The 13,739-nt window shown below is 44.0% G+C and carries 11 protein-coding genes; all 11 read left to right on the top strand.

Annotated features, from left to right (window positions below; genetic code table 11):
- Nucleotides 1-20 precede the first annotated feature (20 nt).
- The 11 genes from infC (at nucleotide 21) to odhB (ending at nucleotide 13,650) form a co-directional block, all read left to right on the top strand.
- Nucleotides 21-560 carry a translation initiation factor IF-3 gene (gene infC / locus NSQ99_RS14855; RefSeq protein ID WP_340838802.1) on the top strand — a complete coding sequence of 180 codons (540 nt, stop codon included), beginning with the start codon at nucleotides 21-23 and terminating at the stop codon, nucleotides 558-560.
- A 32-nt stretch (nucleotides 561-592) separates the two neighbouring features.
- Nucleotides 593-793, top strand: coding sequence for a 50S ribosomal protein L35 (gene rpmI, locus NSQ99_RS14850; protein ID WP_251666071.1), 201 nt, complete (start codon nucleotides 593-595; stop codon nucleotides 791-793).
- 36 nt (nucleotides 794-829) lie between these two features.
- On the top strand, nucleotides 830-1,189 hold the full coding sequence (gene rplT / locus NSQ99_RS14845) for a 50S ribosomal protein L20 (protein ID WP_251666070.1): 360 nt from the start codon (nucleotides 830-832) through the stop codon (nucleotides 1,187-1,189).
- Between the two features lie 184 nt (nucleotides 1,190-1,373).
- Entirely contained in the window at nucleotides 1,374-1,772 is a 399-nt protein-coding gene (locus NSQ99_RS14840; RefSeq protein ID WP_340837486.1) for a hypothetical protein, read from the top strand.
- Between the two features lie 456 nt (nucleotides 1,773-2,228).
- Nucleotides 2,229-3,974, top strand: coding sequence for a biosynthetic-type acetolactate synthase large subunit (gene ilvB / locus NSQ99_RS14835; protein ID WP_251666068.1), 1,746 nt, complete (start codon nucleotides 2,229-2,231; stop codon nucleotides 3,972-3,974).
- Nucleotides 3,971-4,456 (top strand): acetolactate synthase small subunit, encoded by a 486-nt coding sequence (ilvN, locus tag NSQ99_RS14830; RefSeq protein WP_251666067.1) that lies wholly within the window; start codon nucleotides 3,971-3,973, stop codon nucleotides 4,454-4,456. The genes ilvB and ilvN overlap by 4 nt, the downstream gene beginning before the upstream one ends.
- Nucleotides 4,457-5,084: 628 nt before the next feature.
- Nucleotides 5,085-6,077 carry a ketol-acid reductoisomerase gene (gene ilvC / locus NSQ99_RS14825; protein WP_251666066.1) on the top strand — a complete coding sequence of 331 codons (993 nt, stop codon included), beginning with the start codon at nucleotides 5,085-5,087 and terminating at the stop codon, nucleotides 6,075-6,077.
- Between the two features lie 262 nt (nucleotides 6,078-6,339).
- Complete coding sequence (leuB, locus tag NSQ99_RS14820) at nucleotides 6,340-7,419, top strand: 3-isopropylmalate dehydrogenase (protein ID WP_251666065.1); 1,080 nt, start codon at nucleotides 6,340-6,342, stop codon at nucleotides 7,417-7,419.
- A 335-nt stretch (nucleotides 7,420-7,754) separates the two neighbouring features.
- On the top strand, nucleotides 7,755-9,260 hold the full coding sequence (locus tag NSQ99_RS14815; RefSeq protein WP_340837482.1) for a leucyl aminopeptidase: 1,506 nt from the start codon (nucleotides 7,755-7,757) through the stop codon (nucleotides 9,258-9,260).
- Between the two features lie 214 nt (nucleotides 9,261-9,474).
- Complete coding sequence (locus tag NSQ99_RS14810) at nucleotides 9,475-12,375, top strand: 2-oxoglutarate dehydrogenase E1 component (RefSeq protein ID WP_340837480.1); 2,901 nt, start codon at nucleotides 9,475-9,477, stop codon at nucleotides 12,373-12,375.
- Between the two features lie 6 nt (nucleotides 12,376-12,381).
- Nucleotides 12,382-13,650: a 2-oxoglutarate dehydrogenase complex dihydrolipoyllysine-residue succinyltransferase gene (odhB, locus tag NSQ99_RS14805; RefSeq protein ID WP_340837479.1), complete on the top strand. Its 1,269-nt coding sequence runs from the start codon at nucleotides 12,382-12,384 to the stop codon at nucleotides 13,648-13,650.
- Nucleotides 13,651-13,739 lie beyond the last annotated feature (89 nt).

Below are 13,739 nucleotides of genomic sequence, written 5' to 3'. Positions count from 1 at the left end.
AGAATAAGCCAAGCATTTTGATAAAATTCAGGAGGTGTAGCACAATTAGTAAAGATCATCAAATCAATGACGATATCCGCGCAAGAGAGGTTCGTCTAGTCGGTCCGGATAGTGAACAACTTGGTATTAAACCGCTACGTGAAGCATTGCAAATGGCGGTTGATATGAATCTCGATCTTGTTAATGTTGCTCCAACAGCAAAACCACCAGTATGTCGCATTATGGACTACGGTAAATTCCGTTATGAGCAGCAGAAGAAAGAGAAAGAAGCTCGCAAAAACCAAAAAGTTGTGGATGTTAAGGAAGTTTGGTTCCGTGCTAATATCGAGGAACATGACTACCAAACAAAATATCGTAATGTTGTAAAGTTCTTGAAGGATGGAGACAAGGTGAAGGCTTCCGTACGTTTCCGTGGTCGCGAAATTACACATGCGGATATTGGTCAACGCATCCTAAATCGTTTAGCATCTGAGGTTGCCGAAATATGCAATGTTGAGCGCGCTCCTAAGCTTGAAGGTCGGAGCATGATTATGATTTTGGCACCAAAAAGTGGCAGCTAAGCTGTTCAATTACTTTTAAGGAGGAAACACAAATGCCTAAAATGAAAACACATAGCAGTCTTAAGGACCGCTTCAAAATTACTGGAACAGGTAAAGTGAAACGCTATAAAGCATATAGAAACCACTTGCTTTCCCACAAGTCTGGACGTCAAAAGCGCGTTCTTGCTGGTCAACCACTAATGGCAGCTGGCGACGTTCGTCGTATTCAGCAAGGTCTGTCTAATCTAAAATAATTCTAATCTGATTATATCTACAGGAGGTTTCTATTCATGGCAAGAGTTAAGGGCGGATTTGTCCGCACACGTCGTCGTAAAAGAATTCTTAAATTAGCTAAAGGTTATTTCGGTTCCAAACACCGTTTATTTAAAACGGCTAAGGAGCAAGTTGGTAAGTCTCTTATGTACGCTTACCGCGACCGTCGTAACAAAAAACGTGACTTCCGCAGACTTTGGATCGTTCGTATTAATGCGGCAGCTCGTATTAACGGTCTTTCCTACAGCAAATTTATGCATGGCTTGAAGCTTGCAGGCGTTGAAGTTAACCGCAAAATGCTAGCTGATCTAGCAGTTAACGATATTGCTTCTTTCAACCAACTTGCTTCTGTTGCAAAAGCAAAGCTTAGCGCATAAGTTAATAAAGCTGCATATGAATAAGCACGATGCATGCCTATAGGGCAGATCGTGTAAAATATTGGCACTGTGTATGTTCTAAGGGACAAACACAGTGCCTTTTTGTTTTAATAGGGACATACATACATTCCTGTCCACTCACCTCCACATACAATAGTGTATAACGTGAAGGAGGTGTGTAAAAGTGAGTAGGATTCAAGCCATTCGTAAGACTAATTTAAAGAACTATATTGGGCAATATATTCATGTTAGACAGAAGGACGGATCCATCGTAAAGGGAAAGCTTGTCGCGATTGATAACGAGAGAGCGTATATTAAGCCAATAAGAAAAAATAAAGGAAAACGGGTGGAAAGTAACTGGATTATCGGATTGTTTTTAGCTGGCATAGTGTTCGTTGGCTTAGCCGCTTTCTGGGGCGGTGCTTGGGGTGCAGGCTTTGGTGGAGGCTGCTTTAAGCGATGCTGTGGTATACCTTGTAACAGAGGGTGTAACTGTCGACATAGACGCCATGGACGCCATGGACGCCACGGATACCGACATGGTCGATATGGCCGAGGAAGAGGACGAGCGGTTTATGTATAAAAACAGAAGTTTAATCCTAAACTAACAAAAGTGACGGTTGACGTTTCCCATGAATCGTCTTATAATGATGAAAAGTAAATCCGCTGCATATTTATAATATATCCAGTGAATAATAATCGGCATCGATGAGGAAGAAGTATGAGGGCTCTACTGCTCAGAGAGTGTTGGATTAGCTGAGACCAACACCGGAATCCCTTTGTACGAGTCACCTCGGAGCTATTCTCCTGAACAGTTAAGCCCATTAGGGAGAGTCGCAGGGCAAGCGTTAAAGTGCTAAAGGTAGGATTTGTTATGTGTTTTTATGCATGCTTTCCGACCTGCAAAGGTTATTTATCGCAAGATAGATAGCGAATATGGGTGGTACCACGGAAGATCAACCTTTCGTCCCTGAACACTTTCAATGTGAACAGTGTCAGCGGATGAAAGGTTTTTTTGTTTTTGAGAGGAGGATTACTGATGGCAACAACAAATGTCATTACGAAGTCAAGAGCAGAGCTAATTGAGAAATTTTCAAAGCCGGAAGTGATTTCGGGCTCTGAAATTTTATTGCGCAGTCTATTGCTTGAAGGTGTAGATTGTGTGTTCGGGTATCCAGGTGGCGCAGTGCTATATATTTATGATGCGATGCATGGGAATACCGATTTCAACCATTTACTTACAAGACATGAACAAGGTGCAATACATGCTGCAGACGGCTATGCACGTGCAAGCGGAAAAGTAGGCGTATGTATCGCGACATCAGGACCTGGTGCAACGAACCTTGTTACAGGTATTGCTACCGCATATATGGATTCAGTACCTCTTGTAGTAATAACAGGTAATGTTATGAGTACATTGATTGGTACAGATGCTTTCCAAGAGGCTGATATTACAGGAATTACAATGCCAATTACTAAGCACAGCTATCTCGTTCGTAACGTAGAGGATCTGCCGCGTATTATTCATGAGGCGTTTCACATTGCGAATACTGGACGTAAAGGCCCAGTGCTAATCGATATACCGAAGGATGTTTCAGCTGCTAAAACTTTGTTTGAGCCAGTAACGGATGTGAACATTCGCGGCTACAATCCAACTGTATCACCGAATAAGCTTCAAGTAGACAAAATGATTAAAGCAATCAAAGAAGCAAAGCGTCCAATTATATTGGCAGGTGGCGGTGTTGTATATTCCGGTGCACATGAGGAGCTTCTGGAGTTTGTTACAAAAACCGAAATACCGATTACGACAACACTACTTGGCCTTGGTGGCTTCCCGAGTGGTCATGATCTTTGGCTTGGTATGCCAGGTATGCACGGTACGTACACGGCAAACACATCCCTGCAAAAAGCAGACTTGCTTATTAACATTGGTGCGCGCTTCGATGATCGCGTAACAGGTAAGCTGTCAGGCTTTGCTCCACTTGCAAAGATCGTGCATATTGATATCGATCCAGCTGAAATTGGTAAAAACGTACATGCGGATATTCCAATTGTTGGCGATGTGAAAACAGTGTTAGAGGTAGCTAATCAGGTTGCTGAACGAGCTGAGCTTGCTGATGAGTGGAGAAGCGAAGTGATGGCATCAAAAACGGCACATCCGTTCAAGTATATTGATTCTGATGATGAGCTTAAGCCGCAATGGGTTGTTGAGATGATTCATGAGACAACTAACGGTGATGCAATCGTAACGACTGACGTTGGTCAGCATCAGATGTGGGCTGCTCAATACTATAAATTCAACAAGCCGCGTTCTTGGGTAACCTCCGGTGGTCTAGGTACGATGGGCTTCGGCTTCCCATCTGCAATTGGTGCGCAAATGGCTAATCCAGATCGTCTCGTTGTTTCAATCAACGGTGATGGTGGTATGCAAATGTGTGCTCAGGAGCTAGCGATTTGTGCAATTAACAACATTCCAGTTAAGGTTGTTATCTTAAACAACCAAGTGCTTGGTATGGTGCGTCAATGGCAGGAGCTCATTCATGAGAATCGCTTCAGTCATATCGACCTTGCTGGCAGCCCAGACTTTGTAAAGCTTGCTGAAGCGTATGGTGTTAAAGGCTTCCGCGCATCCAACAAGGATGAGGCACGTCAAGTATGGGAAGATGCGATGAATCACCCTGGCCCGGCCGTAGTCGAATTTGTAGTGCGTCGTGACGAGAACGTATATCCAATGGTTGCTCAAGGCAGCACGATTGATCAAATGATTATGGGGGATGCAGAATGATGAAGCATACGATCGCAGTAATTGTTAACGATCAGCCAGGCGTTCTGCAACGTGTAGCTGGTCTGTTTGGAAGACGTGGATTCAATATTGAAAGTATTACGGTTGGTGCCTCGGAAGAGGTTGGACTATCTCGTATGGTTATCGTCACTTCTGGCGATGACCATACGCTTGAACAAATTACGAAGCAGCTATATAAGCTGATTGATGTCATTAAAGTTATTGATCTGAGTGCCAATCCTATGGTATCTCGTGAGCTTGCTTTAATTAAAGTACAAGCTGAACATACCGCTCGTCCTGAAATTCTAGGTGTTGTCGATACATTCCGTGCGTCTGTCATTGATATATCCACTCATACTTTAACGGTTCAAGTGGTTGGTGACACTGAGAAAATCGATGCGATGATCGAGCTGCTAAAACCGTACGGGATTCGTGAGATTTCACGTACAGGGGTTACAGCCCTAAATCGCGGCAATCAAAAGTAATATTGAAGAGGAAGTTCAAATATCCGACTTTGATGACGACGTTTATTCGTTGTAGCTTAGTCGGCGTCGAATATGGAGCACTACCGAAAGCTTCGGTGCTCACGTAGTAAGTACCTACGCTGCGCTCCTCGCTTTCTAGTAGCTCTCCATCTTCTTGGTCCTGAAAGCCGAATATTTGAACCTTTATTGAAGAGGCAGTTCAAATATCCGACTTTGATGACGACGTTTATTCGTTGTAGCTTAGTCGGCGTCGAATATGGAGCACTACCGAAAGCTTCGGTGCTCACGTAGTAAGTACCTACGCTGCGCTCCTCGCTTTCTAGTAGCTCTCCATCTTCTTGGTCCTGAAAGCCGAATATTTGAACCTTTATTGAAGAGGTAGTTCAAAAATACGATGTTGATTACGAAGTAATGCGTTGTAGCGGAGTCAATTTCTATAAAAGCGACCTCCTGACGAAGGAAGGTTCGAGCGTTAGAGAAATTGACGAAGCGCTGAAGTACTATATTAAACTCTAGTGAAAACTGGTAGAATGAAACTAATGCCTTTTGAACGGGGATGTAAGAGGGAGACGGCTCTCTTTCTTACATACCCGTTCAAAAGGGTCAACTTAAAGGAGGCAATTATAGAATGGCAGTTACATTGTATTATGAAAAAGACGCTAATTTCAGCGTACTAGATGGAAAAACAATTGCGGTTATCGGTTATGGTAGCCAAGGTCATGCTCAAGCTCAAAACCTTCGCGACAGCGGTGCGAAAGTTATTATCGGACTTCGTCCTGGTAAATCTGCTGATGTGGCTAAAAAAGACGGCTTTGAAGTTCTAACTGTAGCTGAAGCTACTAAAATTGCTGACATCGTTCAGATCCTTCTTCCAGACGAAACACAAGCACGTGTTTATAAAGAAGAAATCGAACCAAACCTTAAAGACGGCGCAGCTCTTATGTTCTCTCATGGCTTCAACGTTCACTTTGGACAAATTAAGCCATCTGCAGACAAAGACGTATTCCTAGTTGCTCCTAAATCTCCAGGTCATATGGTTCGTCGCACATACGAAGAAGGCTTTGGTGTTCCAGGTCTAATCGCAATCTACCAAGATGCTACTGGTAAAGCTAAAGAGCTTGGTCTTGCTTATGCAAAAGGTATCGGCTGTACTCGTGCGGGCGTTATCGAAACAACATTCAAAGAAGAAACAGAAACTGACCTATTCGGTGAGCAAGCTGTTCTTTGCGGTGGTGCAACTGCACTAGTTAAAGCTGGTTTTGAAACACTAGTAGAAGCTGGATATGCTCCAGAAATGGCATACTTCGAATGTCTACATGAGCTTAAGCTTATCGTTGACTTGATGTATGAAGGTGGACTAGCTACTATGCGTGATTCCATCTCCAACACAGCTGAGTACGGTGACTATGTAACTGGTCCTCGTATCGTTACTGACGAAACGAAAAAAGAAATGAAACGCGTTCTTGAAGACATTCAAGCTGGTCGTTTCGCTCGTGACTTCATCCTTGAAAACCAATCTGGTTTTGCAATGATGAACGCGACTCGTCGTAATGAAGCTGCTCATCCAATCGAAGAGACAGGTAAACAATTACGCGAATTGATGCACTGGATCAAAAAATAATCAATTTCATTGATTATGCTATAGCATGAACTTAGACGCCCAGCAGATTGTGCAGATGCACAGACTGCTGGGCGTTTATTGTTGTGGTCTGCTATTAACGAAGGGCTGTAGACGCTTTATAGTTGAAACCTATAATGTCAATAGCTTTTATATCTTAGTCAAGCCTAGCAGTTTCGAGTTATAATAGGGTTAAATAATATCGTAAGTTGCATTGCCGATGAGCATGAAGGTGATGAACTAATAAAGATGAGGAGTGTCATACATGTCTGAAGTAAAAAAAATTGCTGTTCTTGGCGGAGACGGCATTGGTCCTGAGGTTGTAGGAGAAGCACTTAAAGTTTTGAAAAAAACAGAAGAGCTATTTGGATATAAATTTGAAACGGAACAAGCTCTATTTGGTGGAATCGCGATTGATGAAAAAGGAACTCCACTTCCACAGGAAACATTGGATCTTTGTCTTGCATCAGATGCTGTACTACTAGGTGCAGTTGGCGGTCCGAAATGGGACAGCAATCCAGCAGCACTTCGTCCAGAAACAGGACTGCTAGGTATTCGTAAAGCGCTAGGCTTGTTCTCTAACATTCGTCCTGCTAACGTATTTGATTGCTTGAAGGATGCTTCTACGCTTAAGCCAGAAGTGCTAGAAGGTACGGACCTTATCGTTGTTCGTGAATTGACAGGTGGGATCTACTTCGGAGAAAAATCCCGTCGTGATACAGAGAACGGTCAAGAAGCGATCGATACTTGCGTTTACAACGAAAAAGAAGTTGAACGTATCGTTCGTCAAGCATTTGATATTGCGATGACTCGCAGCAAACGTCTTGCTTCTGTAGATAAAGCAAACGTTCTTGAAACATCTCGCTTATGGAGAGAAGTTGTTATTCGTGTAGCTGCTGAGTATCCTGAGGTTGAGCTAGAGCACGTGCTTGTTGATAACTGTGCGATGCAATTGCTTCGTCGTCCTTCAAGCTTTGATGTTATCGTTACTGAGAACATGTTTGGTGACATTCTATCTGATGAAGCTGCGATGCTTACAGGCTCTATCGGTATGCTATCCTCTGCTTCTCTAGGTGAAGGAAGCTTTGGTCTATACGAGCCAGTTCACGGCTCTGCACCTGACATTGCAGGTCAAGGCATCTCTAATCCAATTGCAACGATTCTTTCCGTAGCATTGATGTTCCGTTTAACTTTCGGTTACCACGATGCAGCGCAATCCATCGAAGATGCAGTGAAAGAAGTTCTTGATGCAGGTCATCGTACTGGAGATATCGCAGTCGATAAGAGCAAAGCTGTCGGCACAACAGCTATGGGTGATCTAATCATTGCGGCAATGAAAAAATAATAAATGATGATGAAGAGCATCACGGTCATATAACCGTGGTGCTTTTTTATATAAATAGGCTAACGATCAGCTTCGGTGAAGCATTTCAATCTACAAATATAGCGTACTGGCATGAAGCATTTGATCTGAAGTCAGTCAGCTCAAAGTACAAATGCTCCAGCATATATTGCTATGATTCCATTTATAAATGTTAATATAAGTTTGTGTTAATCTACATATATTAATGATGATGTTTTCATCCGTTATTCGTGTCAAATTGCCTTATTGAACGAGAAAGCTTACAATAAACAGTGTCGCAGATTGCGAGTAATTGGTAATAAACTGCAGGAGGGATAATGTTGACTACATATAAATATGAAGAAATAGCTCCAGAAGCTGAAGGACTAATTGTACCGGTAACAGCTTCAGAATTGGAAGCACTTAAGGAAGGCCAACCATTCATACAGCCTGCAATCGATAAACAGCTGCAGCAAATGCTTAGCAGTGGAATTTTGAAAGCAAAGACTGGTAATACAGCAGCTGTAGCAACACTAGGCTTGCTTCCGCAGCAGATGGTCGTGATCACAGTGATCGATGAAGCAGGTGCTGAGCTGCGCGAAGCATTTGCTCAGGCTGCTGGGAAAGTAAAAAGCAACAAGCTGAATACGCTCGCCATCGATATTAGCTCATCTGCTGTTTCTGGGGTTTTACAGCAAGCCGGTATTGAACGCGCAGTAAAATGTATGCTAGAAGGGCTTAAGCTGACGCTTATTGGTCGACAAGTATTGAAAAAGCAAGAGCAATCTTTGTTTGAAGTTCAACAAATAAGCTTTGTACTAAATGATGAACAGCTTGGACACAAATCGATCATTGAAGCTGCTGTTCAGGAAGCAGAATGTATGACGGAAAGTGTAAAGCTTGCACGAGATTTAACAAACATGTCTGGCAATGAACTTACGCCTGAACGACTCGCTTTTTATGCAGAGGAAGTTGCGCAAAAGCTTGAACTCGATATTGAGGTGCTTGATGAATGGAGCTGCGCGGAAGAACAAATGGGTGGACTTCTTGGAGTTGGGCAGGGAAGCGTCAATCCACCTCGCATGATTGTCATTCATTATGAAGGAAATCCGGAATCCGAAGAAAAGTGGGGAATTGTTGGCAAAGGAATTACATTTGATACGGGCGGTATTTCCCTGAAGCCCGCAGCAGGCATGGAAGACATGATCTCGGATATGGGGGGAGCCGCAGCAGTGCTGGGTGCCATTCATGCGATTGCCTCGATGAAGGTGAAAGCAAACGTGCTGGCTGTCATTCCGACTGCAGAAAACATGCCTTCAGACAGAGCGCTTAAGCCAGGCGATGTCATTCGAACGATGAGCGGTCATACGGTAGAGGTTGTGAATACCGATGCAGAAGGCAGACTTGTGCTAGCAGATGGAATCACGACTGCCATTAAGCGAGGGGCAACAAAGCTTGTTGACGTGGCTACCCTGACAGGGGCAGTCCTCGTCGCGCTTGGCACTGAAGCGACAGGTGCGGTAACGAACGACAAGTCACTGATGGAAAAAGTGATAGCTGCATCCGAAAAGAGCGGAGAACGGATATGGCAGCTTCCTGCATATGCTGAATATAAGAAGCTGATCGAAAGTGACGTTGCTGATTTGAAAAACAGTGGGGGACGCCATGCCGGCTCCATTACAGCAGGATTATTCATTGGTCATTTTGTCGAAGAAAAGCCATGGGTACATTTGGACATTGCGGGAACAGCTTATGTGAATAAGGCAAGACGCTGGGAGCCAAAAGGTGCAACTGGCGTGATGGTTAGAACATTATATGAACTAATTGCTGAAAAAGATAGATAGAACCTAAATAGGCTCGATTTTATGAGGATCTATACGCTATTTCGATGAAACCGATGCCAAAAGGGCTATTGAAGCCTTTTCATAATTGTACTAGAATATAGAGAAGTTACGAAGCTGTGACATGGTTTCTAACTTCTCTTTTCCATAATTGTGCGTGGAGCACGGAATTACAATATCAAGATCTAAAAGTATAGAGAGGGTGGAATAAACTGCAATGAGCATCCATGATGAGCGCATTTCTTCTCCTTGGAAGAGCTACTATGGTCCTAACTATGGTTATGTGCAAGAGCAATACGAGCTTTATTTGCAAGACCCGAATCTGGTAGACCCTTCCGTTCGTGAGCTTTTTGTTCGATGGGGCGAGCCTCCTAGCGACATATTAATTGATGAATCCACTGATTCGTCAAACAGTAAGGCGGTAGCGCGTGCTTCCTTAATTAGCAACAACATTCAGATCGACAATAACTTATTACAAAAGGTAGTAGCTGCACACCAATTGATGCTGAATATACGTCGTTACGGGCATCTTGGCGCAGATATTAATCCACTTGACTTGAGTCCAAAAGCTGATACAAAGCTATTGGAGCCTAAAACTTTTGGCTTAACAAAGCAAGATCTTGAAGCAATTCCAGCGTCACTCATTTGGAATAATGCACCATCCAACATTACGAATGGATGGGAAGCGATTTTACGTTTACGTGAAATATACGCTCGTTCCGCAGCCTATGAGTTTACGCATATTCATGATGAGCAAGAGCGTGAATGGTTATTCAAGCAAGCAGAGTCTGGTTCTTTCCCTGCTCCGCTATCCGCTCGTGAAAAAGAAGCTTTGTTAGAACGTTTGCTGCAAGTAGAAATGTTCGAGAACTTTATTCATAAAACGTTTGTAGGTCAGAAAAGATTTTCAATTGAAGGGCTAGACATGCTTGTGCCTGTACTAGATGAAATCGTACGTACAGTCGCGCATGACGGAGCTCAAAATATATTGGTTGGAATGGCACACCGCGGTCGTCTAAACGTTCTTACTCACGTGTTAGGCAAACCGTATGAAAAGATTTTTGCTGAATTCCATCATTCTCCTAATAAAGCACTTGAAAGCGCTAAAAACCTAAATTATGGATGGACTGGGGACGTGAAGTACCATCTGGGAGCGGATCGTGCTGTTCATGAAGGTGAAACGGTACGAGCTAATATTACGCTTGCCAACAACCCGTCACACTTGGAGTTTGTTAACTCTGTCGTTGAAGGCTATACGCGTGCAGCGCAGGAAGATCGTACAATGCCAGGCTATCCGAAGCAGGATCAGCATGCTGCAGTAACGATCTGTGTTCATGGTGATGCTGCCTTTATCGGAGAAGGTATCGTTGCTGAAACATTAAACTTCAACGGACTTGACGGATATCGTAATGGCGGTACGCTTCATATTATTGCGAACAACCGTCTTGGATTTACAACGAACAGCCAAGATTCTCGCTCTACACATTATGCGAGTGACCTTGCTAAAGGCTTCGATCTTCCAATTGTGCACGTGAATGCGGATGATCCAGAGGCTTGTCTTGCTGCGGTCAGATTGGCATGTGAGTATCGTCTGCGATTCAACAAAGGCTTTGTAATCGATCTTATCGGCTATCGTCGCTACGGTCATAACGAGATGGACGATCCAGAAGGAACACAGCCAGTAATGTATAAGCTTATCCGCAATCATCCAACGGTTAGTACCATTTATGCTAATGAGCTCGTAGAGAACAACACGATGACGAAGGAGCAGGTTGAAGGCTTGCGCAACAAAACTGCTGAAGTATTGCAACAGGCTTATGCTTCCATGAAGGCAAAGGAAGGCAAAAAAGAAAAACGGGAAAAAATAGAGGGCGTTATCGTTCCAGAGGATGTTAAAACATCTGTACCGCTTGAGCAGCTTCGCGAGATTAACTTGGAGATGCTTAACCGTCCAGAAGGGTTCACAGAGTATACTAAGCTTCAGCGCATCCTACAGCGCAGAGCGGTGAGCCTGAACGATGGTGAGAAAGTGGACTGGGCGCATGCAGAGGCGTTAGCATTTGCTACGATCTTGGCTGATGGTACACCAATTCGAATGACTGGACAGGATTCTGAGCGTGGAACGTTCTCACATCGTCATATCGTTCTCAATGATAATAGAACCGGGCAGAAGTTCTCGCCGTTGCATTATATACCACAGGCAAAGGCATCATTTGCTATCCATAACTCGCCATTGTCTGAAACTGCAGTGCTAGGCTTTGAATATGGCTACAATGTATTTGCTCCAGAAACATTTGTAATCTGGGAAGCACAATATGGTGATTTTGCTAACGTTGCTCAAGTGATCTTTGATCAATTTATTAGTGCAGGTCGCGCGAAATGGTCACAAAAATCAGGGATTACCATATTGCTGCCACATGGCTACGAAGGTCAAGGACCAGAGCATTCAAGTGCTCGTCTAGAACGCTTCCTACAACTGTCGGCAGACAATAACTGGACGGTAGCCAATTTAACGAGTGCAGCACAATACTTCCACTTGCTGCGTAAACAAGCGAAAATGCTTGGCAGCGACAATGTTCGTCCATTAGTGCTTATGGCACCAAAAAGCTTGATTCGTAACCCTAGAGTTGCTTCTCACGGCACAGAGTTTAGCGAAGGCTCATTTAAGCCGGTACTGCCTCAGTTCAGCTTAACGGAGACTAAGGCTCAGCGTGAAAGAGTGAAGCGTATAGTGTTCGGAACGGGTAAGGTAATGGTAGATCTGGAGGAAGCAATGTCATCCGCTGCTCCGTCTGAATATGACTGGCTGCGTCTAGCACGTATCGAGCAGTTGTATCCATTCCCACAAGCTGAGGTAGAACGGATTGTGAAGCTGTTCCCTGGCGTTGAAGAAATCATTTGGGTTCAAGAGGAACCGAAAAATATGGGCTCCTGGTGGTACATGCAGTCGAAGCTTCTCGCAGTAGCTCCGAAAAACGTCAGCGTAGGCTACATCGGACGTCAAGAGCGTGCAAGTACGGCAAGCGGTCATCAAGAGGTTCATGTCAGAGAGCAGCAAGAAATTATTACAACGACGTTGAATGGTCAGCCATTTGAATCGAATATTGTTAGGGGGTAGCAGCACATGGCAGATATTATTGTACCAGAATTGGGAGAATCGATTTCTGAAGGAACGATTACAAAATGGTTTGTTAAAGTTGGAGATACGGTAAATCAAGGTGATGTACTACTGGAGCTGGAAACGGATAAGGTAAACATTGAAATTAGTGCTGAATCAAGCGGTGTCATCGGTTCTGTTAATAAAGGCGATGGCGAGGTTGTATTGGTAGGCGAAGTGATTGGTTCTATCGGTGAAGGTGCTGGATCAACGGCTCCTGCAGCTGCTGAGCCACAAGCAGCTCCACAACAAGCTGCACCAGCGCCTGCTGCTGAACCAGTAGCGGTAGCAGCTGCAGCACCAGCACCGCAAGTTCAAGCGGCAGAGAGCAGTTCTTCTTCTGCTGTAACTGCTTCACCAGCAGCTCGTAAGCTGGCTCGTGAGCAAGGCATTGATCTTAATCAAGTACAAAGCAAGGATGCAATTGGTCGCATTTATCCAGATAATGTACGTACACATAATCAGCCTCAATCCACTGCGCCTGCGCCTAAGCCAGCGACTGCAGCTCCTGCTGCTGCTGTTTCTGCAGAGGGCAAGCCAGTAGATCGTAAGCGTATGTCTCGTCGCAGAGCAACAATCGCGAAGCGTCTTGTGGAAGCACAACGTACAGCAGCTATGCTAACTACGTTCAATGAAGTGGATATGACTGCAATTCTTGATTTGCGCAAGCGCCGTAAAGAAAATTTCTTTGCGAAGAATGAAGTGAATCTAGGCTTTATGTCTTTCTTTACAAAAGCGGTGGTAGGAGCATTAAAGCAATTCCCACTACTTAATGCAGAGATCGACGGAGAAGATATCGTAATTAAAAAATTCTATGATATCGGTATTGCCGTTGCAGCGAAGGAAGGATTAGTCGTTCCAGTTGTTCGCGATGCAGATCGCCTAGGCTTTGCTGAGATCGAGCGTAATATAGCTGAGCTAGCTAAAAAAGCTCGTGCCAATACGCTAACACTTGATGAGCTACAAGGTGGTAGCTTCACGATTACTAACGGTGGGGTATTCGGTTCATTGCTTTCAACTCCAATCTTGAACACACCGCAGGTTGGTATATTGGGAATGCATAAAATTCAACTTCGTCCTGTGGCGATAGATGAAGAACGTATGGAAAACCGTCCGATGATGTACATTGCACTATCCTATGATCATCGTATTGTTGATGGAAGCGAGGCTGTTCGTTTCCTAGCGACGGTGAAGGAACTGTTAGAAGATCCTGAGCAATTATTGCTGCAAGGATAGTTGCTACCAAAAAAAACCTCTCGAATTTCTACAATTTGAGAGGTTTTTTCTAATTTGTGGCAAATATATATAGTGTGATAGGTTTGAAG

The sequence above is a fragment of the Paenibacillus sp. FSL W7-1287 genome (assembly GCF_038004245.1).
Classification (GTDB): Bacteria; Bacillota; Bacilli; order Paenibacillales; family Paenibacillaceae; genus Pristimantibacillus; species Pristimantibacillus camelliae.
Note: the sequence above shows the minus strand (reverse complement) of the source record. Positions and strands in the feature narration are given on the sequence as shown.

Excerpts from the sequence above, each read along its gene's own strand:
- rpmI (WP_251666071.1), top strand. The coding sequence starts at position 593 with ATGCCTAAAATGAAAACACATAGCAGTCTTAAGGACCGCTTCAAAATT.
- NSQ99_RS14815 (WP_340837482.1), top strand. The coding sequence starts at position 7,755 with ATGTTGACTACATATAAATATGAAGAAATAGCTCCAGAAGCTGAAGGA.
- ilvN (WP_251666067.1), top strand. The coding sequence starts at position 3,971 with ATGATGAAGCATACGATCGCAGTAATTGTTAACGATCAGCCAGGCGTT.
- NSQ99_RS14810 (WP_340837480.1), top strand. The coding sequence starts at position 9,475 with ATGAGCATCCATGATGAGCGCATTTCTTCTCCTTGGAAGAGCTACTAT.
- ilvC (WP_251666066.1), top strand. The coding sequence starts at position 5,085 with ATGGCAGTTACATTGTATTATGAAAAAGACGCTAATTTCAGCGTACTA.
- odhB (WP_340837479.1), top strand. The coding sequence starts at position 12,382 with ATGGCAGATATTATTGTACCAGAATTGGGAGAATCGATTTCTGAAGGA.
- rplT (WP_251666070.1), top strand. The coding sequence starts at position 830 with ATGGCAAGAGTTAAGGGCGGATTTGTCCGCACACGTCGTCGTAAAAGA.
- ilvB (WP_251666068.1), top strand. The coding sequence starts at position 2,229 with ATGGCAACAACAAATGTCATTACGAAGTCAAGAGCAGAGCTAATTGAG.
- leuB (WP_251666065.1), top strand. The coding sequence starts at position 6,340 with ATGTCTGAAGTAAAAAAAATTGCTGTTCTTGGCGGAGACGGCATTGGT.